The sequence below is a fragment of the Bradyrhizobium sp. IC3123 genome, from assembly GCF_020193625.1.
GTDB classification, from domain to species: Bacteria; Pseudomonadota; Alphaproteobacteria; order Rhizobiales; family Xanthobacteraceae; genus Bradyrhizobium; species Bradyrhizobium yuanmingense.
Genome location: NZ_JADYVF010000015.1, coordinates 25,636 through 49,495 on the forward strand (window position 1 = coordinate 25,636; position 23,860 = coordinate 49,495).

Genomic DNA, 23,860 nt, shown 5'->3' on the forward strand with positions numbered 1-23,860 from the left:
GACGTTGTGTAGGTCTTTCGCACGTTGGCATTAGGCTCGACGTGCGAGCGGCGGCTGGACCGTTGGCCTGCTTTTGGAGACAGGGACGCACGTTGCACCTGGCCGTCGGGCGCACCTGCCTCGATACAGCAGAATCGGCGCCGGGTTGTCGTCGTCAACTCTCCGAATCGGTAGTGGCTCCCGACGAGCGGAGACGGTTCTTTGCGGTTACCGAGTCGTACCACCACGCACAGTGAGCGTGGTGGTCATCGATCATGCACATGACCACGATCTCTTGCGCTGTCGAAGCAAGCATCGCGCACGCGTGTTGCCCTATCGCATCAGCCTGGAGTACATCGCATCTTCGTCGCTCCGTGCCGCGGGTCTGACTTCTTTTGGCCCTATCGCCGCCAAACGTCTTGACGACGTGCGCTGCCATTACGCAATGACAAACAAGGAGCTGACGTTGGAGCAATGCAGCGGCGTGTTCGATCCGGAAGAGCTTTCCGTCCTGGGAAGCCTTTATGATAGTGCGGTCACCGCGCTACCCCCATCGATGCGAAATCCGGAAAATCGCAAAGCAATCGCCAAACTCATCTTGGAGCGTACGGCGGCCGGCGATGCTCAACTGGCATGCCTGACGAGCTTGTTGACCGCCATTTCCCCTCAGGGTTGATCCCCCGCCATTCTGAGGATAGTCACCACTCTCGCGCTGGAATGGAAGACGATCCAGCTAGAGCTTTGAAATAACTTGAATCACACGTGACGTAAGGTTGTAGGCTTTGAAATTGAACAACATGAGCAAAGCTACACCACGAAGGCGTCGATGGCGCATTGGCGAACTTGCAGAGGCGACCGGAGTAACGGTACGCACGCTGCATCATTATGAACATACGGGACTCCTAGCAGCCTCAGAGCGTACTGACGGCGGCCACCGGATGTACGACCGCGAAAGTGTTCAACGGGTTCACCAGATTCGGGCGCTACGTGAGCTTGGCTTCTCCCTTGTCGAGATCCGCAAAGCTATGGAGGGCACGACCTCACTCACCGACCTGCTGCGCAAGCATCTAGAGCGCATAGAACTTCAGGTAGCTCGGGCAACTCTGTTGCGAGATCGCCTGCGCAACATGACCATCGACAGTGAGATCCAGGTAAGTGTGGATGACCTGCCAGCTACCTTGAATGCCATGTCGCGGGTCGAGACGCGTAGTCAGAAATCCCGATGCACCTGCAAGCTAGCTGCAGATCGCGAGGAGCGGTGGCGGCAGATCCGCGACGACCTGCGTGATTGTATGGATCGGGGCGAGCCCCCTTGCGGCGATCGAGCAAAAGCTGTCGCAGTTGCAGCCCGCCTGCTGATCAGCGAAATCGCCGGCGCCGATTCACGCGTTTCGATGATCCTGAAGGTACTTGCACGATTAAGCGCCCCCCGCAGTCTGGCTGGTTGGGATCCCTGCCTCATGCAATATCTCGATCTCGCCCTTGGCGGGTTGGAGGATCAGCCGTACTTTGGCTGATCGGCGGCTCTGATGCTGGCCGACAGTTTTACGGGTTCGAGCGGACAGATCGTCATGGCCTCGCCGATCCGGGGCTCCCTGACGCCTTGATCGAGACTCCCTTCAAACGGGGCTTGAACCGCACGTAACGTCAAATTGTAGGCTCTTACGTGGTCGCAATCTGGCCGACCTGACGCACGCTTCGCTTGGCTGGCGGCCTCGACCTGCAGGCACGTCTGATCACAGCTGTTGGCGGTTCACTTTAGGTGAGCATTGGGAGCTCTACAATGTTAAATGGGCATTACGCTTCTGCTGCGAGTGCAGCGCTTCTCTTCTGCGCCCTCGCCTCGGCTGCGCGCGGCTCCGAAGTCAAGATTGCCGTGGCTGGCCCAATGAGCGGAAGCAGCGCTGCGTTCGGCTTGCAAATGCGCGATGGTGCGGCTGCGGCGGTCGAGGCGCTGAACGCTTCGGGCCTACTTCCCGATACCAGGGTGGTTATGAGTGTCGCCGACGACGCCTGCGACCCGAAGCAAGCCGTCGCAGTCGCGAATAAGCTCACAACAGAGCGGGTACGGTTGGTCATTGGTCATTTTTGTTCCTCTTCGTCGATCCCGGCCTCCGACATCTATGCCGAAGCAGGCATCGTTCAGGTCTCCCCTGGCTCGACAAATCCTCAGCTAACAGAACGAGGCCTTCAGACCGTCTTTCGGATCTGCGGCCGCGACGACCAACAGGGCACCGCTGCCGCTGAGTACATTCACAGGAACTACCCTAACGCCAAGATCGCAGTGCTCGACGACAAGAGCACCGCAGGCAAGGGTATTGCCGACGTGGTTGAGGCACAGCTTCAGAGGTTCGGTGAACAAGTCATTCGGCAAAGCTACGTAGCCGGCGAAAAGGATTACAGGGCCCTGGTCTCAAGAATGAAGAAGGATGGGGTGCGCGTCGTCTATATCGGCGGCTATCATACCGAAATCGGCTTGTTTGTACGCCAGGCATCAGAGGCAGGAGCGGGCCTCGTCGTCATGGCGAACGATCCGTTGATGACCTCTGAATTCTGGGCCATTACCAGCACCGCTGGAAATGGCACGTTGTTTACCTTCATGCCGGATCCCGCCAGGAATGCCAATGCGGCCGGCGTGGTAGCCGGACTCAAAGCTTCCAACCTGTCCGCTGAAGGCTACACGCTTTACGCCTATGCTGCCGTGCAAGCATGGGCAGAGGCGGTGAACCGGACCGGCTCGCTCAATGCTGCGCGCGTCGCCAGCGCACTTCGTTCACGGGCGATCGATACCGTGATTGGGCCAGTGCGGTTCGATACAAAGGGAGATAATGCGGTTCCTGGTTTTCTGGTTTACCGCTGGCGCGACGGCCGTGTTGAAACTGTCGAGCAGAACTGATTGGCGTCAACGCCGCCTCCCCAAACCCAAAGTGACACGGATGATGAGACGCCCTCAGGACGTTGGAGCAGCGATACTCGCAAGCTCTCTTATTATTGCAGCTTTCGTAGCGTTCGTCGCGTTCGCTGCAGCCCTCGCAGAGCTACCTGATGTCGACCTGAACGAGACGCTGCGTCCGACCATAGACAAATAGTAGCCTGTCGCGCTGATCCGGCTCGCGGGCACATGACCTCTGAAGCGGCCATCTACAATGGTGCTAGGTTAGGTGGCATGGACATTTCTGCGGCCAAGCGTTGGGGCAGGCGAAGAAGAGGAGAACGCGAAGCTAACGGTGCTTCTGGTCGAGCACATGCTCGGTGAGGAGGCGCTTCGCCACCTCTTTTCAAAGTAACTGCCGGACCGCCATCTACGCATTCTCGTGACCCAATCACACGTGCAACCTCAGATCCACGCACCCAAAGAGAAACGCCCTAAGCCGTCAAATGAGGAACAACACCTCTTTGAGCGCGACGGCATGAAGCAACCAGGGCTCGCCGTCCCGGCCCATAATCGGAGATTGATCGAGTGAAGAGTGGCCTTCCTTCAAGACTAAGGTGCGGCATTTTCGACCATTTGGATGACGACGGTCGAGATGCCGCACGACAATATGAAGATCGTCTCAAGCTGGCGGAGACCTGTGATTCTCTGGGCTTCTACGCTTATCACCTGGCCGAACACCATTGCACACCTCATGGCAGAGGGCCCTCGCCGAACCTGTTTCTATCAAGCCTGGCGCAGCGCACCCGGCAATTGCGCTTTGGTCCGCTCGTCCTGTTGCTCAACCTTTATCACCCATTGCGCGCATTCGAAGAGATCTGCATGCTTGACCAGTTGAGCGGCGGCAGGCTCGAGCTCGGGATCGGCCGCGGCTCCCAGCCGATTGAATGGGGCTATTTCGGCATCAGTGCAGAAACCGCACCAGGCCGTTATACTGAAGCCAGCGAAATCCTGAATATTGCACTGAAGGGACATACGCTATCCTATCAGGGACACCACTTTGAGCTGAGCGAAATACCCTTAACCTTGAGGACTCATCAACGTCCATATCCGCCGACCTGGATCGCCAGCAATCGGGCCGAGTCGGCGCAGTGGGCCGCTGCAAATGGCGCCAATCTGGCGTGCATAGGCCCCGCCTCTGTTGTCCGGAAAGTTACGGAGGCCTACCGCTCCCAACGCGGCCACAATACAACCGCACATGGCCGCGAGCCATTTCTCGGCCTCGCCCGCATGGTCGTAATTGCTAAGTCTGACCAGGACGCTCATGCGGCGGCCAAAACTGCGTATGGACGATGGCTGGAGAGCTTCAAGTTTCTTTACGACCTGAACGCCATTCCGACGCCGCCCGCCCTTCCGCTGACCTTCGATGCAGCACTTGAGAGCGAATTGTGTGTCGTTGGAACGCCAGCTTCCGTCCGGCAGCTTCTTCTTCAGCAGATGGAAGAGGCAGGTGCCAACTACTTGCTTTGCCAGCTTGCATTTGGAAACCTTCCGCTGGAGGTCTCCCTGTACACGGCAACCGCAATCAAAGCTGAAATTCTCGATAGCTTTGGTGGCTAATGTCTACATTGGGGAATCATATGCTTGGCAAAGGAGACCGGCGCACTGAGGTTGTTCGAATCTGGTTGCGATTTTGGTTGTCGTTTGCCCTTTGCGCGAAGGCGATCGTCAGCCTCAATGGCAACGATCAAGCATTCACTTTTTCTGACTGCGCTTCTTCTTACTTCGGCACATGAAACTCTGCTTTCGAAGAGAATTCTTCGTTGTGAGCGCGCTTTACGCAATGGACTGTCTGCATGGGCGAACTGGCGGCGGTGCCGTCTACGTCGGCAACGGCAAGATTGTCGGGGTCGATGTTGGAAACCTTCGCTATAGTGGTACCTACATCGAGCAGGCGGCCGCATAAAGGGGACTGTCACTTATATGCGCCAACCGGCGGCACGCATGTAATTGGCGCTCAAGTACCGGCAGACAACAGATGGAGCCTGACGCTCGATTGGCCTGCCAACTTCTCAGATGGGAAGCCACAGGCGCTCATGGTTGAGGTAGTCCGGTACACGTTATACTGGAGAAAATCGGCGATATCTGACCCGCCTGGCGCTTCTATTTGGGAGCGAGCTTTGGCTAGGGAGTGTTTGCGAGCCTTTATCAACTCATCCGCAGGCGGACGCTCTTCGTCCGCTTCGATCTCGCGGGCCTTTTCAATGAAGGCCAGCGATTGCTCGGGGTCATCCTGCATCTGCGGGAGGCCGGAGCTGGTGGATAGTCGCCGTCGAGATTGCACGGCCTTCTCTTCTTACGCGCATCGGTGGAGTTTTTGTGGAACCCTCGTGACATCTGGAGTCCAATCTAGCCGTATTCGCTGCGATTTTTTGTCTTCTCTATCATGGCCGGTCATCAACGAATCAGCAGGCTCGCCTAAAGGCCCTCAAACTCACTGAACCAAGACTGCGGGAAAACACTAAATAACCCATTTTCGATGTACGCGATGAGATTACTCGTGTACGCGATCCACGAACTGGATGCGTCCCATCAACACTTTCGATTTTACCAATTTCAGCCAAATACCCATAAGTCGATCGCCGGTTTCCGGAAAGCACATTTCACGAATGTCGTGTGACCATGGATCCCTCTTGCTTTCAGCATAATCGCAGGCCGATTCAAGCTTCTCGTGGCTGCATCCCTAACGACACCCATCAATCTTTGGAATCGAGACGCGTGCGGCGCAAATCCAGTCGGATGGCCAATCGCAACGTCTGGCGCGCAACGTATCGCGCTGTCGCCTCCCCCTTTGCAATCTTACTAAGGCGCTCCAAGAAGATCGGCTCTCGCGCACACTGCTTGGCCAAAGTAAATGCGTGCGCTGCATAGAATTCGGGCAGTCGAACTGCCCTCTACACCGGTGCGGGCGGGACTTTCCGCCCTGACCAGGCGGGCAGCGTCGACAATCCGCCGCTGTCGCGGCCTTCAGGCAAAGCAGTGCGATCAGCTATCTGACCAGGCTAAGTGCAAGCGACATATCCTCCGGCCAGGACGATGCACTGATGTCGATCGGCGTGATGAGACCAGTCTGGCGATCTTGCTGCCCACGCCCATACGTCGTGTGATCGCGGATTCTCACTCCGCTCGCATGCACAGTACTCGTCGGCGGGCCGCCCCCACATCCACTGCTTACAGACTGACGCCACCCTATCTCATTCTATGCGCCGGCGCTCTTCGACCATATCCCGACGCGGTTATCCCTCGTCTGGCGAGGCCTCCGGTTACGTCTAGATCGCTATGTCAGGCGGCAAGCAATCCCGCAGCAGTTCGGGCCTCGCTTCTCGACTTGCCGTCATCAGCGGTGTCCCCGCTAGCTGGAGTCACTGCCACGGCCCAACGCGCTGGACCGGCTCGACGATCCAATCAAATGACGGGCCATCTACAAGCAGTTCGCAGCGCTCTATACCGTCGATTCCGCCTTTGCGGTCGTTTCGCGGCACATGCCTGCCATCCCCTGCCTTCGGCGACCGTGCGTGCGCACCTTGCCTTGTGCAGCAGCCATTTGTTCTATCGCCGTCTGCCACAACCGTTAATCAGCCTGCTGCCTGCATTTAACCACTTTGGAGCAACACCGTGGAACTTGACCCTTCCAATTCACGCGCAGAGGACCTTGAGGAACGCATCGACCTGCAACTCGACATCGTGGCCGCCCTCATAGGCGAAGAAGGCAACGAGCTCGAAGCGATCCGACTGCTGAACGCACTCACAAACCAAATGATTACGGCGGAAGTGGAGCTCGGCCAGCTAGGCGATACCAGTACCGGGGGCCGCGCCAGCGACCAGCGAACGACGCGACTGTCGCGAGACCGTGGCGTTTACTACCCAGAAGACCTTCAGGTTTTGGGACGCCTTCTCGATCAGGCCGTGGCAGCATTACCGGCAGTGCTTCGAACTCCCGCCAATCAACTGAAGATCGCGAAACTAATACTGTCACGTTCAGCAGCAGCCGACTGAACTTTTCATTTGCCTTTTTCTGCGGTTGATGGCGCGCTTATCGAACGTCCCTGGGCTGACTGCTGCGGCCGTACGTACCGGGGATCGACGACTTGGCGTCTATGCGCACACCGTCCCGTAAGCGCGCCGGTTCCGCTGGCTTTTCCATATCGCAACTGTTCGCCACCATGCTCGAAAGCTGGAGCCTGCACCGAGAGCAGGAGACCACGCGCAGGGCGGAGCAAAGGACGACGGGCCCCGGACACGTATCAGAAAGCAAACAAGCAGTGCTCGGAAAACGCCACACGCTTCCAGAAACGCTTCTTAGCTTGAGACTGCGAATGGAGCGGAACGATCCATTTTCATTGTGGCTTTAGTCGTGATTGGCATGGCGCCGATTTTCCGATTGCAGGAAGAGCCGCAGTTATTGACCGATGCCGAGCAACAAGAGCACTGCGGTAACGAAGTCGCGCGACGCGTGCTCGTTTCAGCCGCTTCAGAATTATTCGAATTGCGCCTGGCAATACGACTGCGGGGTCATCGGAACTTCAACAAACATCTATAGATTCATTGAAGCACCGAGAGCAGCTCGATGTCCGAGCGTCCTGCTGCTCTGATGTCTTACTTGCTGGGACAAGCCACAGGCTCTCGGTTAGTTTTTGCCAAAGTACCTCCTTGTATCAGGACGTCGTGGAGTGTTGAGATGGATCAGTTCTTACCGGAGCAAGTGCAGATGACAGATGCTATCGTGAGCGTCGCATTTGATAAGGCCTGGCGCTTTGTTGAGAAGGATCCGTTGCTGGCGCATAATCTCAAGACGGTCCTCCACAGCCGGTTGCGCACTTTCCTTGAGTCTTCGATAAGGAAAGGCGAACGGAATACTTTAAATCTGGCAAACGAGGCGATACGCAGCTTGCGGGCTGAACTGGCGCCGTCGACGGAGCAATAAGGCGCTTGAACCTCTACTGCCATATAAGTTCGCCTTCGTTAAGGCTCTTGGGGACCTTATGCGGCGGGAAAACAACCGGGGCAGAGCGTGCTCGAGCTGACCTTCCTCCACTCACGTTCAGCCCCGCTGAAGACGAGCACGTTCGCGACGACTGTTGCCTATGCAGCTCTTCTAGTGACCCCAGACCAGTAACCTGGAACCCAGAGCAAGTCGGCGACGGGACGGAACAGCCGCGCTAATATTCGCTCGCGCCAGGAAACGCCCTAGCGTTTTCTCTCCTGACCTTGGCTCGGCACGAGCTTGCTCAACTTCAAGCGAGAGCCTCGTCAGGCACAGCCGCATCGGCTTCTTGGCATCGTCGATCGAGGTCTTAGCAGAGGAAAATCGTGCTGCACTTATGATAGGTCGGGAGCCAAAGCGATCCAGGCCTGTGATCGATCATCGCCGCATCGCCCATGACTGCAAGCGGCAGCACGGCCCTCCTGCCGGAAGAATGAGCTTTTGCGCGCCCGAGACGTCTTCGATCAGCGGTCTTCATTTGCCGAACTCTCTGAACAGCGAGCATGCACGGGACGTGTTGGCGCAGACTGGCCTTGTCGCTAGTTAGCGAGAGGGAACGAAACACCTCGCAGCATTGCGTCCCATCACAAGCCATCACGAACGGCTCGTATTCAAAGAAGCATCTGCGCGAAGCGACCACTGTCAGGCCGCAGCATTTCGGCCGAGGCAGTGCATGGCAAGTTGCGCGCGCCACAATCTGACGCGGCGTGCGATTTGACCCTTTTCTTTCGAGGACATGTTGTGCGGCAGTTACAGCAATTCGCGATCATGTTGTTAAACGCACGGCGCTGGGGGCACCGAAAGGAACGACACTCGAATGAAGAATTTTCTGATTCTGACCGCAAGCATCGGCGCACTCAGTGCGGCCGCTCCCGCATTCGGCACGGACCTCGCCGGGCAGCCCGTCCAGGTCAAGGCGCCACCGCTCCGGGTCGCAGCCCCGATTATCGATTGGTCCGGCTACTATATCGGTGTCAATGGCGGCTGGGGAACGAGCCGCAACTGCTGGGATTTCAATGGAGTCACTCCCGAGGGTTGCCATAATTCGACTGGCGGTACCGTTGGCGGCCAGATTGGTTATCGTTGGCACATCTTCAACATGGTCTACGGGATCGAAGGCCAGGGCAATTGGGCCGACTTCAGCGGCTCCAATGTCAGCGCCGCCTTCCCAGCAAACACCATTGGCACCAAGACAGATGCGTTCGGTCTGCTCACCGGCCATATTGGCTACACGTTCAATGCCGTGCTGCTGTACGCCAAGGGCGGTGCTGCGGTGACCAGCAACACCTATCACTTGAACTCGGTGGCTACTGGCACCGAGATTGTAGACAATGATGTGCGTTGGGGTGGCGCGCTGGGCGCCGGTGCCGAAGTCAGCCTCGCGCCCAGCTGGTCAGCTGGCGTCGAGTATACCCACTTGTTCATGCAGCGCAGCAACGTAAGCTTCCCAGCGGCCGTTGCGGCCGATCGCGTCCACCAGGACGTCGATCTCATCACGGCACGGCTCAATTACAAGTTCGGCCCTGGGTTTGCCAAATAGTGATCTCGACGCGGTTGCGTGAATCGGGAGCCCCGACCGCGGTCGGGGTTCTTTCTTCACACGCTCCTACCCCTTCCGAAGCACCAGGTCCGAGTTCGTCTAAGCAGGGATCACCGGCTGGATGGAACGACGCCGCCTGACCTCAACACTGGCGGACGAGGTCCGTCGATTCAACATCTGATGGCACTTTCGGCGAAGCCGCAAATACAACACTCCTTGAGGCAAGTCCGAAACCTCTCGCCGCGTGAGGTTGCGGAGCTCCATAAGCATCGATTAACCTGCCAGAAGCTGAAGCAAGATTTAGCACTTGGTGCTCGTTCCGTTCGACTGATGAATTCGAAGAAGATTGAGGCGAATTGCTATAGTGACCGCCTGAATCCGGCTGGTCGCACCGAGCTTTCGCATCGCATTTTTGATATGAAAATTGACTGTATTCTCGCTGATGTTCATGATCTTCCCCATTTCCCAAGACAATTTCCCCCTTGCGAGCCACCTCAAGCAACTGATTTCCCGCTGCGATAGTGCAACGTTTCTTTCGCAATCATTATCGCGGGGCATCGATTAACCTGCCAGAAGCTGAAGCAAGATTGGCGCTTGGTGCTCGTTCCATTCGACTGATGAATTCAAAGAAGATTGAGGCGAACCGCCATAAGGACCGCTTGAATCCGGCTGGTCGCGCCCAGCTTTCGCATCGCATTTTTGATATGAAAATTGACTGTATTCTCGCTGATATTCAGGATCTTCCCAATTTCCCATGACGATTTCCCCTCTCCCACCCACCGCAAGCAATTGATCTCCCGCTGCGATAGTGCAATTTTTCTTTCGCAATCATTATCGCAGGGACGAGCGATGTCGCCATAGGCGGTGTGAAACTGCGACGCCAGCGCGTTGAGATGACCGATGTGATCCTGAGGATCAGCATCGTCGGACGCAGATGCAAACGACACCACGGATACCCGACCCAACGGGCCAAACAATGGCACGCTCATGCCATGCTTCAGGCCCGCCTCTCTCGCCTCGTCCAATACGCGTCTCTCGTCCGGTTGAAGTTGATAGCGGTCGGCGAGTTGGTCCCACAAAAACGGCCGCGATTGCATCGGCGTCCTCCGGATCACCGGATCGATAGTATGGTACTTGTGTTTGAAGTATCGGTCGCACCAGTCCGGCGGCCACTTCACAGCCACAGCCGGAGGTGGATACTCCGCCAGCCGAAGTGGCTCGACGAAGTTGAGAGCGCCGAAAGCGACTTCACTGAACCCTTCCTTGGTAGAACAGCTTACAAGAAGCTCGAACAACGCTCTGAGCGAATGCGTCTGTTTCGCGCATTCGGTGAAGCTAAAGAGATCCGTGATGGGCGCCTCAGAACCTCGATCAAGCTCCCTGTCATTGTGTTCGATTGCGCTTGTTTCAGGCGGAGCCAAATTCAAATCCATGACCTGAACCCTTTGGTTTGTTCTTCGTGAAGTCTGAGCGCCACACCCTGCGTCAGATGCCATTCCCGGATTCGTGCCCTGCCGCTGGCTGCGCCGGCATGATCGTCCCGTCAAACAGCCGAGATACCGCCATCATCCCTGGTCCGAGGCTGAACGGCACGGCGCAATCGAAGCGCCGTTGCACAGGCAAAGTGATTGGTCGAGCTCGCCGATAGCGTACTGGCGAAATCGGAGATCACCGGGCGGTCGTCCGTGTTGATGGCCTGGCGGTGATAGAAAGCCCGATGGCCCTGACGACTCAGCTGGCGAGACGAACCAAACAGCACGAGCGGTCACAGGCCCAGCTCTGTTTAGATTGGATGGCGAGAAACCATGGTCCTGTCCGAAAGACGGTTCGCTTTGTCTCGAGGCCAAGCACGAGGACATGCTGGGCACTAAACTCCGCGATACAGGTAAGGTAGAGCACGCCCATGCGGTTGGCGGTGCCGGACTCGACTTGCGCGTTGTAGGTATCGATTCTCTGCTTGCCGACGAAGACAACAGGAGCGTCATTTTTCTTCCCAATCTTGCGAATTGCCATCGCTAACCGTTGGCTGATGCTCCGCCCTATGACGGCGTCGGGGACGCGATCGATGAGCAACACGGAACAGCCGAAGCCATACTCCTCGCATCATCTCCCGGCGTCTCAGCGGGTCCGTCCGGCAGGTCCGGCGCAAATGAGTCGAAGGGGCAGAAAATGGCCACGTCAAAGACGCAATGGGAGATACTCGCAGTCGCGAGACCCGCTTGATGCAGAGGACACTTTGCATGCGCATCTCCAGAAGGGAGAGGACCCCGGATCGGATCGCACCAGTCCAGCAAGTGTCATACCAACTGCTGATTTCGCGAAAATCACCGCCGGGACAAGGGCTTGAAAGGCGGCCGGTTGGTCGCAAGGTAAGTGCATTGAAGCAATCATGACATTGGGAGGCAAAGGCGACAGCGCCATTTGCGCGAGCCGCAGCACGAGTAGGGGCCAGGAGATCTTTATCAGTATTCTGAAAAGGTGCGCCAATCTCGTTATCGGCTCGCGCATCGACTAAGTCTGCAAGCCATCTTAGTCCAAGTTCGGAGAAAGTTGGGTTAAGTCCGTCCTTGCAGCGCGCTGCTAATGGAGATTGTCAGGGAAGATGTGCTGAGCGCCAGAAAGTTGCAGTCAATTCGAAATGGGCAAGGATGCGGAGGCGCGGCAATGCGCCCCCTCCGCCACGAAGCTGCCACCATCGCGCCGCCCCTATGAAATCAAGCACGCCGAGAGAGTCATCCTTCACCGGTTCTCCGATGAGTTCGACGCCGTTTTACAACAGGAATGGCGCTTGCTGCCGCAATGGTGAGTCGACGCGGTCGTTCTTCGATCCCATCTCCATCTGAAACACGCCGAGACCCTCTCACGCGGTCTCGCTAAAGGCTGCTGATAGAGTCAGGCGGTTTGGGGGCGTGAAGTATTGACATTTGCCGCAAACGTTTCAACAGCGAACTGAAGGCGATGATCGCCACAGATCATATACTGACGTACGTAGCCGTCGCTGTGCTTGATTGTTGCTGCCAACCGTCTTGCGGGGAGTCGTCATCAGCTCTCATTCGCGGAAGATGAGCTTCAGACCCGATCGGCTTATGAAGCACAAACTTTCTCGATCCAGTGTGAATGGGCTGGAATGCCAGGGTGCGATCCCGCCGTCTAATGATCCCGTGCAAGATCTCCGAGCTGGCTTCTGCCTAGATGGCCTCCAGGCCGCCGCGCGAGAACGATTCCTTGTGACGGGATAATCGACGCTTCACCAGGCGGGCTATGTGAAACAGTGAGAGCTGCTGCTGGTGCACCGGATTGATCGCGAGGCCAATGAGGGGCAACTGCAATTGTGCGCGCTCTGCCGGTTCCGCTAGCCGCAAAGGCGATATCAAAAAACAAAAGACATCAAGCGCTGAAGTAATATTGCAGATAGTGTCACGTGTGAGGTTTCTGGCCGGGCTCGCGTTCGCTATAAGCAGGACCTGCAAGTTGTTGTGAGTTGGCGAGCTGCATTGGAGCCGGAACGAGACGCCGCCGAACCAAGGCGCACCCGACGCACTTTGCCGGGTGTGAAAGTGCGCCGGGCTCGCCCCAACATCATCAGTACATCCGTGATGATGCTCGCGGCAATGAGACAAGTAGCGTGGCGGAATTGAGGCTCATTGCGTTTTGTACTTGAACTTCGACAATGTTTTTCGTGAGCTGATCCAAAGGACTTGAATCGCACGCAGCGTCACATTGTACGATCGCGAACTTGGCGCTCTTCATCCAGCAAGCAACGTATTTTCCGTGACACGCCGGCCTTGGACGGGAGGCACCGGTCGAATGCTGCGAGCATGCACATCGATTTTTCCACGAAAAGCCAGTTTGAACGTCTCGGGACAGCCTGCCCGCTCTTGATGATGCCTTTAGATCCCTGTCTTCGTCACAAAACGGCTGCATGTCAGGGAGTACAGAAGCGACGCGCCCTCGGATGAATGATTGACACTGCACACAGCCTAGTCGGAGGACGTCTAGCCGCTTGGGCCGTACTCGTAAGACACGTTCATTCTACCCACAAGACTCCAGATAATCGCCAAGGAGCGACGCTCACTCCCACTGCCGGCCCTAAGGTGGGTTGGCAGCGACATCGAGAGCGGGATCAATCTCAAGAACAGTTAGGCGCGTTTGACATAACGCAAAGACACAAGAGAGGGCACCGGTCAGTTTCACGCTGTTTGCGCATGGGAAAGTTAAGCCTTGCAGACCTCCCTCATAAACAAGTATTGCGATGCTCGCCTGCCTTGGTACACCATCTACCCAACCGTACCGGATTTCTCCGCGATGGTCGGTCCCAAGATTTGTGAGACATGGTTGAGGCGGCTGCCGCCGAACGAACCCGTATCGCTCTACCTCCACGTTCCGTTCTGTCGCTCGATCTGCTGGTATTGCGGCTTCCCTACAGGCCTCACTCGCAGCGAGCGTCCGATCCGCAATTATTTGGCGGCGGTGCGGGATGAAATACGCTTGGTCGCAGAGCAAGCGCCGCCCGCTCTGCCGGTGAGCGACGTGCATTTCGGCGGCGGGACGCCGACCACCATTGCGCCGACTGATCTCCTGGGCTTGATGGAACTCCTGCGTCGCTGCTTCGCGTTCAGCAAATCAGCTACCATCGCCATAGAAATCGACCCGCGTGCGTTCACGGCCGAGATGGCCGAAACGTTAGAAGCGGCGGGGATCAGTCGCGCGAGCATAGGCGTGCAAAGCTTCGACCCCGTGGTTCAAAGGGCGGTCAACCGCGTCCAGAGTGAGGTGCAGACGGCTTCTGTCGTCGAAAGCCTTCGCCAGCATGGGATAAGGCGCATCAATTTCGACCTTCTCTTCGGACTGCCACATCAGACGGTGCGGTCCTGCGTGGACTCCGCGCGGACGGCCCTGGCCATGCGGCCAGACCGGCTTGCGGTTTTCGGCTATGCTCACGTCCCCTCCTATATGAAACGTCAGCGCCAGATCGATGAGACGGCGCTGCCGGATAATGTCGCCCGCGCCGAGCAAGCCGCGGCTATTGCAGATACGCTGGTCTCGGCCGGCTACCGCCTGATCGGGCTCGACCATTTCGCCCTGCCCAACGACGAGCTGGCGCTGGCGCAGAAAGCCGGTCAGCTGCGCCGCAACTCCCTGGGTTATTCAGCTGATACCTGCAAAACCGTAATCGGCTTAGGTCCGTCAGCCATCGGCCGTCTGCGTGACGGTTACGTCCAGAACGAGAGCGCAACCGCTTCCTATGGCCAACACATTCAGGCTGGTCGTCTGGCAACCTCAAAAGGCTACTGTCTCTCCCCCGAAGATCGGCTCCGCGCCGCAATTATCGAGCGTCTGATGTGCGATTTGCAGGCCGACGTACCAGCGATCTGTGCTGCTCACGGATTTGATCCGATTCCTCTTCTCAATTCGGCCGACCGGCTGGGAATGCTTGCCGAAGACGGGATAGTGGACATTGAAGAGGGATTCATTCGGGTCAAGCAGGAACACCGGTTTGTCATTCGTGCTGTTGCTGCCGCATTCGACACTTATCTCGACCGTACCCCCTATTAACTAAGCCGCGCATGTGAGCAGATCCCAAAGATCTAAGCTTTTCTCGACGTAATGATCTGAAGAGGCACCTCCGGCAGACAGGCCAGATTTCGAGGATGCAGCGGCGGTGTCATGACAACAATCTTTCAGATATGGCCTCAAACCGGGAGGGCTGACTAAAAGGAAGCTGATTTGAAGGAGAAGCGCAGCGGATTCCGCCGTTCAGGGCCACGGCTCGATCATGCCGAAAGGGCTCTGCCCCACCTCTCCTTGAGTGCTCTTGATAATGGTGACTGCCTCAGCGCGACGTGCCGTTGGAGACGCCGGCGTCCGCACCGGCTTCGGGAATTTTACGGCTGGAGGCAGCTTTGCGAAGCTATGGTCCACCTCCTCGAGCACAGTTGGACACTCGACCACGCCCGCAGCGTCTCAGACTCAAGGCTCGGCTGTCTTCGGTCCGGCAATCACTGGCGCGCCTCCGACGGAAACAGGTCCATGTGGTTTGGACCGCCCGAAGCGTTTCCTGGCGACGCTCGAAACAGCCCGGGGTGGCGACAAAGGAGGCTCGGAAGCAGCAGAAGGGACAGGTGTTGAACTCTGCAGCGCATCGATCCGCGAAGTCAGCATGGTGATCTGATCCAGGATCCCTTTGAGGACATCCCGCTGGGCATCGATCTGGCGGTTGAGTTCTGCGATCTCATCGCCAGCTTTCTGCTGTGCCCAATTTATCTCGAATAGGGATGCCCTGTCCTCCAGTGACAGGCTCATTGTTGAAGCGACATCCCTGCTTTCCGGCGTCTCGACAGGCTCTTCAAGGTTAGCCCAAAGCCAGGCGCCAGCAGCACACGAGCCGACGAGGACAAGCGGGAGCACCAAGACCGGGAGAATCCGTCTTGACGGCCCGTGCAAGAGCGGGCGCAAGTCTGAAGCGGCCGCATGTTCAATCAAGTCCATTGTTTCTCGCTCAAGATCCCATTCCAGCAGGCTTATTTTGTCGACGCGATCGCCCGCGATGCTCCCGCGCTCCAGGAGCTGCCAGCGTCGACAATAATCAATCTTGGCGAGCTTCCCGATCGGCTGCGCCTGCTCCTATGAAACGCTCCTTCTTGAGCAACGCAAGGCGACAATTTGCGCGCGTTCTCCATGATAGCGCCACCAGCGAGCAATGGTTCTCGTCTTCGTCGGCGATGGCGCAGCATTTTCTCATCATTCAGAAGAACCTTGCAGATCGTCTTTTCTTGCCCCGGCACGAATGCAAACCGTCCACTGATCCGGCAGTGTGTTCGATGGACTCCCGCCTCACGCCTTGCCTGACCAGCAACTTCATCTGGGACGGGCCACGTAAGCGCAACGGCTGATCGGCCGAGCCGCAATGGCCGATTGGACTGGCAACCATTGCACCTGATCAACTACCAGTTCCGGCAGGTTGTTCGAGATGACGGGCACGTGCCAAGCGTGACCAACGAACGCCGCGCACATCAAGGATTCGGATGCAAGATAAGTTTTGCCGCGCTGACGGCAACCAGCAACTGCTCGCCGATATCCGCCAGAGCTGCTCGATGGCTGATTCGTCCGGTCTCCTGGGCCATCACGTTGGATGTTGTGGTGTGGTTGCCGCGCGCGCAAATTCAAAGGCTCTTCGGCCTTCAAGCCCGCCGATTGTCTCGTGTTTCGCTGACAACGATACCAATGAAGCGCTTCGTGAAGCCACGCCTCTTGCACGGCGAGCCTTGCTTTCGGGTAGCTGCCGTTTGGCTCAGAAAGCCGCCTTCGATGCAGATGCGCGCCACCGCCTGACTCACAGTGAGCAAGGTGGACGTTCGCAATATTCTGGTGGCCAGGACAGCAAGCCCCGCGCGCTCGTCGTCAGCATATGCCGAGCCAGCGCTCTCCGCTGGCTCTCGGCGCACCGACGTCATGCACAAGCAAAGTTTCGGACCAGATCATCATCGCGCCGCGAGCTGAGAGGTTCAGGAAGCCTGAGTGGCTCTGTTCGGATAGATCGCGTTCTGGCTCGTCCCCCTCGCCCTCGGACGCGAAAGGACGCCGGCGATGCCGCTTGCTGAGGAGCGCTGGCGACGAAGCGATCCAGACTGCCGCCGCGGAGGGATTCTGGATTGCTTCGCTGCGCTCGCAATGACGATGTGGAAGCAGGCGCGTGGCACACTCCGCCGGGAGCTCACTCTGGGCCAATCAGGCCGCAGTTCAATCTATTCATGTCCGGCAGACATGGACCCGAACTACGCCATGCGTGATTGCCTTCTTGCGACGACCTCGCCTCGAACATACTCGGCTAGGTCAGCACTTTCTTTCAATTTCAGACCAAGGCGAAAGCAATCTGGGCTTGCTATCGCACTTTCGCTAGCGGCTTGTCTGGTCGGCAATTCCGTTCGGGCACAAACCGCCAGCGGACTTGATCCTAGTAACCACCCTGTGGATGAGACCCGCAAAAGAGGAAAGACTTCCGACCGGGCCGCAAAGCTCCCGATCGACCTGGTCCGTCAGGCAATCCGCCCTCCTGCCCCGGCGCTAGCAGCAGGTCCCGGAGTGCCTTTGGAGAAGCGCGGCAATGCGGACAGGGCTGCTCAGACGAGACCGCAAAAAACGATCGATCCCTTCCAAAGGTACGACAATCTGCGTGAAAAAGGGTTGTGGTTCCCCATCCCTGGTCCTGCAGATACGATTGATCAGGACAAGGGGGGCGTTAGATCTGCGCTGGCGGACGTCGGCATCGGCTATATCGGGTGGACACATAACTCCTTTGCAAGCAACCAGCTACCGCATGCAGCCAGAAGCACTATCGCAAACCAGCTCTATATGGGCCAGAATCCGACTTTCGCGTCGGCGAACCTCATGATCGTCACCTACGATCTGAGCCGGTTCGGCATTGCCGACGGACAGATTGTCGTAGGAGCCGAGCAGCAATACTGGACGTGGGATCGCCCAGGGCCAGATCGAGTGGGACTCAATACGCTCGCCTACTACCAGACTTTCTTCGACAGGACACTAGAGCTCAAAATTGGCTACCTCAGAAACCAGAATGAATTCACCGGTACATTGTTCGGAGGGATTACAGGATCGAACATGTCTGCCTTGTTCCAGGCAGGGATGAGCACCAATGCCGCGCCCACGCCGGCGGTCAACTTGAAGTGCAATGTCGACGATCGCTTGTATAACAAGGTCTCCGTCCAGCGCTCAATCAGTCCCGATGGTCCCTATGCCCACATAACGGAGAATCCCACTGGCTTGAACTGGAGCACGGCCAATGCAGGCATCCTTTTCGTCGAAGAAGCCGGCTACAAGAGCAAGGCTGCTCCCGGCTTACCCGACACGTGGCTGCGGGCGGGCATTGGCTTCAACACTAGCCGCTACACGGATTTGGCGGATCCCAAGCAACAAAGGAAGAGCGGAAATAATTTTCACTACATCGCTGCGGACAGGCAGCTCTGGCAGAGTGACGCCCTTGGGTCGCCGTCTCGCGGCATCTACGGCGGCTTTTCCATCATGGGAGCTCCACCTGAGCGCAACAGGATAAGCCGGTATTACGAGCTTCGTCTTTATGCGAAGGGACCTTTTGATAACCGGCCCAGTGATCTGATTGCCCTCGTTGCGACCAACACGGCCTGGAGTACGCTTGCAGTGGATGCTGCTCTGGCTAAAGGCCAGCTTGCGCACCGCGATAGCACAGCAGTCACGGGAACATACATCGCGCATCTCGCTCCGGGGATATATGCAAGCGTCGGACTGTCATACATTCATTACCCGACAAGCATCACACACACGCCCCAAACGGAACACGCGCTCAATCTGTTGGTATCTACGTTGATATTCTTCTGATCATCGCAAGCGCCGTTCTGCTCCGACGTTATCGTGACGCATGGGACCGGACCTTCGCGATCCCCTTGAAGGGACCGGCCGCATCTGCGCTAGACCGTTCGAGGGAAGCAAACTACGTGGAGCAACGACCCAATTTTCGAGGACATTTTCCAGATTGTCTCGCCTTGCATAGACAGCAGGTTCGCAAGGCACGCAACCTACGATGATTTGCGAGAGCCTCCTGATCAGATCTCGGTTACAGCTACTTATCGAATTGAGCGGGGTGGCACTCCGAGCATGAGCTGGGACAGATAAGGAATGTCGCGCACGGTCCAGCGAACCGCTAGCGCGACGGCAACAATCGTTGTCCCCAGAAATGCAGCCGCGGCAGACCTCATTGTGGGGTCCCAAAGTTCTCCATACTGTATGGAATCCATGAGACGGAATACGGTACCCTGAATCAAGTACAGCACGAGCGTGCTCGGTCCCAGTTTTTCGGCGATAAAGCGGACCACCCGATTTGAGCGACCAATATTCCAGCATCGAAGCAGGACCTCAATCATTACCACTGAGGCAGCTGCGGAGCCGAGAAACATCAGAAGCACATTTTTTGCCGACTGCAAATCCTGGACCACAGCGAGATTGTTGTAGACATAAGTGTCGGTGCGCCAGGCCAGAAAGCACATCATAGCCGCTATTGAGGCAGACATAATCAAGAACACCCTGTGAGAGCGCATTATGCTCGTCCACCGTTCTCTCGACTGCGCAAATAAGAATCCCAGGCAAAAAAACGGGTACATATACTTTATAAGAGGGAATATGGAAAAAGTCAGAGGCGCAAGCACGACCAGAATGACGGATACGAACAAGGCCCAGGGCAACCAACGATTGAAGATCGAAATAGTTTTAGTGAGGATGAAACAAATGAACGCGGCCCATACGAACCAGTATGTGCCGACGAACTCATTCAGGAACTGCAAAACGGTGTCTGGTGCGCCCGCCGATCGGGGAAACACGGCAAACTTTAATGACTCCAGAAGAGAGCACCAAAACAGCATCGGCACCAGGAGCTGCGTCGCACGACTGCCGATAGCTTGCGTGAACGACTTTGCCAGTAGCGCTCGGCAAGAAAGATAACCGCTTATCGCCATAAAGAGGGGCATGTGGAACATGTAGATCCATTTGAAGCATGCCGAATCCCAAAATCCTTCATTTTGGTAGAGGATATATTGGATCAGGTGACCGGTGATCACTAAAATGATGAGCACTCCTTTGGTGAAGTCCAAAGCGAGATCGCGATCGTGCGCTATCTCAGGCACAATCTTTCCTGTTACATGATCTATCAACATCTCGGCACACTTTATCCAACCAGCCGAATACATGCTGGGGTTGGCCAGCACCTATTGTTAATGGCACGTCGCTGTTGCGTAGTCTCTTTGCATGGAAATCGAGATATCCGATGACAGCGGAGACAATTGTCACCGAGGGTCTACGCTCCAATAGCTGACTGTGCGATAAAGACCGAAAGGAAGGGGGAAACGAGCTATACGATGGTTTATCGATTTTTGTCGCACCAAGCTCACTTTCATCGGCTTCCCGGGTCCAGCGGGCACTTGCACTCTGCTCCCGAGCGGACCCGGTGTTTGCGGCGCGAGGAGACTTTGCATAGCGGCGCAATAACTGAACTGCGCATGAAGGCTTAAGCTATGCAGGTTGCGAACTACCGCGCCCGCCGAGGAATTTGGGCACTTGTCCATCGCCAGCACGCGGCGCGGTGCTCCGTCGATCACGAATGCGTTCAATCCGTAGTAGCTGCGGTTTTCAAGACAAGAATTGGCGGACTATGTGAAAGGATCAGGGATGCAGAAAGCAGGTCCGGGCATGCACCAAATTCGTAGAATCCGTTGAGCTTGGCAGATTCTGCAAAGAGAAGGCAGGACGGCGGGACGGTTCAGGCGGTGCCCCTGCAACCGATCCATCGCCTGCCAATAGCCTCGCCAACATAGAACGCCTTACGCGAGCTGCCCCGCCGAAAGTCCGATTGCAGCCCTGCTGCCTCTTCAGCCACGTTCAGGATAAATGCGTACGCGCTGGCGGCCGCCTTCGCTTTCCACCAATTCGCCCTTGTAAGGCACTCCGCGGATCTCGAAATAAGTCGGGCGCCCAACTTCGGGCATGATGCCCTGGCCTTCAAGGACGCGGATAAGGTAATCCGGCAGGAATCGCTCTCGGTGCTCCCATCCCCCGCGGATCAGATACCCAAGATCAACAGGCCCCTCACCGGATTGCGCGGCTGACACGATCGGCCGGGGACGATGGAGCGACTGAGACGGGCCAGGTTCATCCGGCTGGCTCACGCGGGGATGATGGATCAGGCGAACATCCCTGCGGCCTCCCGGTCCAAGCGTCGCCGAATAGCGCTCCCCATTGATCACAAACTGACTTGGCCCGAACTGGTTTGGCAGCAGATGGATATTGCCCAATACATCGATCAACACGTCTGAAGCCGTCTGGGAGCCGTGGCGCCAGCCGGTGCCAACGATCGCGCCAATATCCCGCACCTCCGGAGCCGCCCCCGGCGGTCCCGCGAACGACGAGGCGTCTGCAAATTCAGATGCTGGCGCAGAGCGCGCATCATCGCGCAAGTTGTGAGGTGTGGGTGGATCCAGATCAACGAAGGAGTCCAGACCGCCGTAGATGTTTGACGATCGAGGCCTCACGGACGACGGCGATGCGGGGTCTTGCATCTGTTGCCCAAGCCAGGCCCAGGCTCCGGCGCTCGGCGTCGCCGGGGTTGCGGGAAGCTGCTGCGACGAACCGGCCTGCCAATGGCTGGGCGGCGGTGGCATCAATATGTTGGGCCCGGGGACCTGCTCGCGACGCCAATCCCAGGTTCCCGCGCTCGGGCTACCTGGCGTTGCGGGAGGATCCTGCACTGCATGCGGCTGTCGAGCAGCTTCCCGAGAAGTCTGGCCCGGATCCTCAGGAGGCCTCAATCCAAGCGCCCTGTTCGCCTCCAGGATCTGCTGGTATCGGCCAAGTTTGACCAGATCAGCGTTGATCTTCTTATCGTTGGTTTCGAGCCTGTACTCCTCGAGATCCCGGACAAACGCGGGGGCGGAAAGTCGGCCGGCCATTGGTGGCCTGTCATGGGTCTGCAGCCACTCACTCAGCTTAGACATGCGGCGAGCTTGCCTGTCGATTGTCGCCGGCTCGATCCTGTGTGTCGCCTTTTCCGCCGCCACCCACATGCCGATGAGGGTTGCGTCCGCTCCGTGAGGAGCCAGTCGGCGGAGATCAGGCGCCAGGGCGTTTCCGGCACCGACCTCACGGAGCTTCTTCAAGGCCGCCTTGATGCGCGTGACGCGGTCCTTTGCATAGGTGTCGACGTCCTCATCGAGCTCAGCTTCCAGCTGGTGGTTTTCCACCTCGGGATTGTCCTGCTGCGCGTTATCCAATTCGCGGCTAATTCGATCCGCAATTGAGGGCCTGCCGGCCGTGCTCAAGCGCGCGCTCAAATGGCGCAAATCGGTTGCTGCATTCTTGATCGTGCCGTCGGTGAGTTTACCCGCCGCCTTGTTTCGGAAATCTTTAATGAGCTCCTCATCGGCCGCAGAGACCCCGCGCGTCCGGCCCGGCTGCCTCGCATAATCAATTCGTAAATTCGTCGAAAAGAGGTCAGATTGCCCCGCCTCGCGCGACGACTTTTCGCTGCCACTCCGGCCAAGCGCCTTGCCGATTCCCGACTTGAAGCGTGACCATAATCCGAGGCTTTTTCCGCTCTTGGCCGACGCGGCAGACTCTGGGTCCGGAAAGCTGTAGCGTGCGCTGCTGAACAGATCATCTCGCAAACCAGACTGCGGCACTTGCGTCGAAGCGGGAAGCTGAAAGCTGAGAATGTCTACGCTCCGGCGCGTGTCGCCGAGCGCACCCTTCCTAAAAGCGGAGTGCGGCGGCGCCCGCATCGAACCGCCGAAATCGTCCCGCCGGACTGCTCGACCACCTCCTGCGGGAGGCCGATCAGGCGAAGGTGACTTGCTTTGATCAGACGGACCGAGATGCAAATCCTCCATCCGCTGCTCAAAGTCGCCTTGCTCGCTTGACTCGCCCGATCGCTGCCCCGCCCGCCCCTGCAGCGCGGCGTACTCCCGCATCCAGGCTCCTGAATCGAAGAATGGGTCAACCGGATCCATCCTGCTCTCCTCATGTTTGTATCGACTCTGCAGCAATCCATACGACCTGGATTACGGCGAGATAGCAGCTCGTTCAGATTCTCGATTGTTGTAGCCGCAACCTTTCAAAAAGCTGACGAGATCAGGATATTGCTGCGCGCGAGACCGGCGTCGCATCGGCGCCCGCCTGACGACGGACGGGGTCGTTCCAATTTTGCCGCACCTCTTCGCCGGTCTCGTGTTCGAGCCGACGAAATTGGTCGCCGGTGGATCGCCGAATTCAAGCATCACGGCGGGACTCACATAGCTGCTACCAGTCTCAATGGATCATACGTGACGAGCATCTTGTCGTCCTTGGCATCATTTTTGATAGTGAGCTTGTCCTGTTGTAGGCGTTCATTGATGACGCACAACGTCTTTTCCCCGACGCAGACCGGGAGGCGTTCTCGTGCCTTGGAGTTCACTGCAGTTCTGAGGGACCGAATTGTCATCGATTGTGTTTCGCCAGGTTCGGAGCTGTTGCTCGAATGCCGTATGTGAGATCCAGGTCGTCCGGGAACCGGCGAACTGCGCCGTAAGCCTTGGAAAGGGACGTTCCGCCCTTGAAGACGAGATTCTCGCCCAGTGGCCACCAGCGCGTTCAGGCGTCAACGACCCAAACATTCTTTTTCGGGAAGATGTGCAGGCCGTCCTGAGTTCGCAGCAGTAACGGTGAGCGCCTCTCGGGATCGGATAGGTTTAAAAGTTTATCCAGCACGCAGCTTGCTTACGGGCCTCGCAAGCCGAGTTGGCAATGAAGATCCGGCAGACTTGGATTCGCTCACTTCAATCGGGCTTCGTCTTTGACTGAGGGACCAAAAGGTTTCTCGTGCAGTCTCGGGATCGCCGCGCTCGAGCGCGCG

General features: G+C 57.4%; 20 protein-coding genes. 12 read left to right on the forward strand and 8 right to left on the reverse strand.

Going from position 1 to position 23,860, the window contains the following annotated elements:
• Nucleotides 1–238 precede the first annotated feature (238 nt).
• The 4 genes from I6F20_RS32195 to I6F20_RS32210 all read left to right on the forward strand — a co-directional run bounded on the left by I6F20_RS32195 (nt 239) and on the right by I6F20_RS32210 (nt 4,471).
• Nucleotides 239–655, forward strand: coding sequence for a hypothetical protein (locus I6F20_RS32195; RefSeq protein WP_225129698.1), 417 nt, complete (start codon nt 239–241; stop codon nt 653–655).
• A gap of 121 nt (nt 656–776) precedes the next feature.
• A complete protein-coding gene (locus tag I6F20_RS32200; protein WP_225129819.1) occupies nt 777–1,496 on the forward strand; it encodes a MerR family transcriptional regulator in 720 nt (239 codons plus the stop codon).
• A gap of 266 nt (nt 1,497–1,762) precedes the next feature.
• Nucleotides 1,763–2,875: a branched-chain amino acid ABC transporter substrate-binding protein gene (locus I6F20_RS32205; RefSeq protein WP_225129700.1), complete on the forward strand. Its 1,113-nt coding sequence runs from the start codon at nt 1,763–1,765 to the stop codon at nt 2,873–2,875.
• Nucleotides 2,876–3,439: 564 nt separating this feature from the next.
• Nucleotides 3,440–4,471, forward strand: a complete 1,032-nt coding sequence (locus I6F20_RS32210; protein WP_225129702.1) for an LLM class flavin-dependent oxidoreductase — start codon at nt 3,440–3,442, stop codon at nt 4,469–4,471.
• A gap of 397 nt (nt 4,472–4,868) precedes the next feature.
• On the opposite strand, the gene I6F20_RS32215 is transcribed toward I6F20_RS32210, so the two are convergent.
• Nucleotides 4,869–5,150 (reverse strand): hypothetical protein, encoded by a 282-nt coding sequence (locus tag I6F20_RS32215; RefSeq protein ID WP_225129704.1) that lies wholly within the window; start codon nt 5,148–5,150, stop codon nt 4,869–4,871.
• Nucleotides 5,151–6,526: 1,376 nt separating this feature from the next.
• Here I6F20_RS32215 and I6F20_RS32220 point away from each other — a divergent pair.
• The 3 genes from I6F20_RS32220 (at nt 6,527) to I6F20_RS32230 (ending at nt 9,435) form a co-directional block, all read left to right on the forward strand.
• Nucleotides 6,527–6,907: a NolY gene (locus I6F20_RS32220; protein ID WP_225129706.1), complete on the forward strand. Its 381-nt coding sequence runs from the start codon at nt 6,527–6,529 to the stop codon at nt 6,905–6,907.
• A gap of 682 nt (nt 6,908–7,589) precedes the next feature.
• Nucleotides 7,590–7,835 carry a hypothetical protein gene (locus tag I6F20_RS32225; RefSeq protein WP_225129708.1) on the forward strand — a complete coding sequence of 82 codons (246 nt, stop codon included), beginning with the start codon at nt 7,590–7,592 and terminating at the stop codon, nt 7,833–7,835.
• Nucleotides 7,836–8,712: 877 nt separating this feature from the next.
• Nucleotides 8,713–9,435, forward strand: coding sequence for an outer membrane protein (locus I6F20_RS32230; RefSeq protein WP_225129710.1), 723 nt, complete (start codon nt 8,713–8,715; stop codon nt 9,433–9,435).
• Nucleotides 9,436–9,735: 300 nt separating this feature from the next.
• Here the strand turns inward: I6F20_RS32230 and I6F20_RS32235 are convergent, their stop codons facing one another.
• The 3 genes from I6F20_RS32235 to I6F20_RS32245 form a co-directional block, all read right to left on the reverse strand.
• Nucleotides 9,736–9,993, reverse strand: a complete 258-nt coding sequence (locus tag I6F20_RS32235) for a response regulator transcription factor (RefSeq protein ID WP_225129711.1) — start codon at nt 9,991–9,993, stop codon at nt 9,736–9,738.
• Between the two features lie 65 nt (nt 9,994–10,058).
• A complete protein-coding gene (locus I6F20_RS32240; protein ID WP_225129713.1) occupies nt 10,059–10,868 on the reverse strand; it encodes a LuxR family transcriptional regulator in 810 nt (269 codons plus the stop codon).
• A gap of 298 nt (nt 10,869–11,166) precedes the next feature.
• Entirely contained in the window at nt 11,167–11,511 is a 345-nt protein-coding gene (locus I6F20_RS32245; RefSeq protein ID WP_225129714.1) for an adenine nucleotide alpha hydrolase family protein, read from the reverse strand.
• Between the two features lie 562 nt (nt 11,512–12,073).
• Here I6F20_RS32245 and I6F20_RS32250 point away from each other — a divergent pair.
• Both I6F20_RS32250 and hemN read left to right on the forward strand, forming a co-directional pair.
• Nucleotides 12,074–12,241 (forward strand): hypothetical protein, encoded by a 168-nt coding sequence (locus I6F20_RS32250; protein ID WP_225129716.1) that lies wholly within the window; start codon nt 12,074–12,076, stop codon nt 12,239–12,241.
• A 1,415-nt stretch (nt 12,242–13,656) separates the two neighbouring features.
• Nucleotides 13,657–14,991, forward strand: coding sequence for an oxygen-independent coproporphyrinogen III oxidase (hemN, locus tag I6F20_RS32255; protein WP_225129718.1), 1,335 nt, complete (start codon nt 13,657–13,659; stop codon nt 14,989–14,991).
• Between the two features lie 414 nt (nt 14,992–15,405).
• Here the strand turns inward: hemN and I6F20_RS32260 are convergent, their stop codons facing one another.
• On the reverse strand, nt 15,406–15,738 hold the full coding sequence (locus tag I6F20_RS32260; protein WP_225129721.1) for a hypothetical protein: 333 nt from the start codon (nt 15,736–15,738) through the stop codon (nt 15,406–15,408).
• Nucleotides 15,739–15,906: 168 nt separating this feature from the next.
• On the opposite strand from I6F20_RS32260, the gene I6F20_RS32265 reads away from it, so the two are divergent.
• The 3 genes from I6F20_RS32265 (at nt 15,907) to I6F20_RS32275 (ending at nt 18,807) form a co-directional block, all read left to right on the forward strand.
• Nucleotides 15,907–16,065, forward strand: coding sequence for a hypothetical protein (locus tag I6F20_RS32265; RefSeq protein WP_225129722.1), 159 nt, complete (start codon nt 15,907–15,909; stop codon nt 16,063–16,065).
• 300 nt (nt 16,066–16,365) lie between these two features.
• Complete coding sequence (locus I6F20_RS32270) at nt 16,366–16,767, forward strand: hypothetical protein (protein WP_225129724.1); 402 nt, start codon at nt 16,366–16,368, stop codon at nt 16,765–16,767.
• 750 nt (nt 16,768–17,517) lie between these two features.
• Complete coding sequence (locus I6F20_RS32275) at nt 17,518–18,807, forward strand: carbohydrate porin (RefSeq protein WP_225129821.1); 1,290 nt, start codon at nt 17,518–17,520, stop codon at nt 18,805–18,807.
• A 245-nt stretch (nt 18,808–19,052) separates the two neighbouring features.
• Here the strand turns inward: I6F20_RS32275 and nolL are convergent, their stop codons facing one another.
• The 3 genes from nolL to I6F20_RS32290 form a co-directional block, all read right to left on the reverse strand.
• Nucleotides 19,053–20,135: a nodulation factor fucose acetyltransferase NolL gene (gene nolL, locus I6F20_RS32280; RefSeq protein ID WP_225129823.1), complete on the reverse strand. Its 1,083-nt coding sequence runs from the start codon at nt 20,133–20,135 to the stop codon at nt 19,053–19,055.
• Between the two features lie 711 nt (nt 20,136–20,846).
• Nucleotides 20,847–22,979 (reverse strand): hypothetical protein, encoded by a 2,133-nt coding sequence (locus I6F20_RS32285; protein ID WP_225129727.1) that lies wholly within the window; start codon nt 22,977–22,979, stop codon nt 20,847–20,849.
• Nucleotides 22,980–23,445: 466 nt separating this feature from the next.
• On the reverse strand, nt 23,446–23,583 hold the full coding sequence (locus I6F20_RS32290) for a nucleotidyl transferase AbiEii/AbiGii toxin family protein (RefSeq protein WP_225129825.1): 138 nt from the start codon (nt 23,581–23,583) through the stop codon (nt 23,446–23,448).
• Nucleotides 23,584–23,860: the final 277 nt, after the last annotated feature.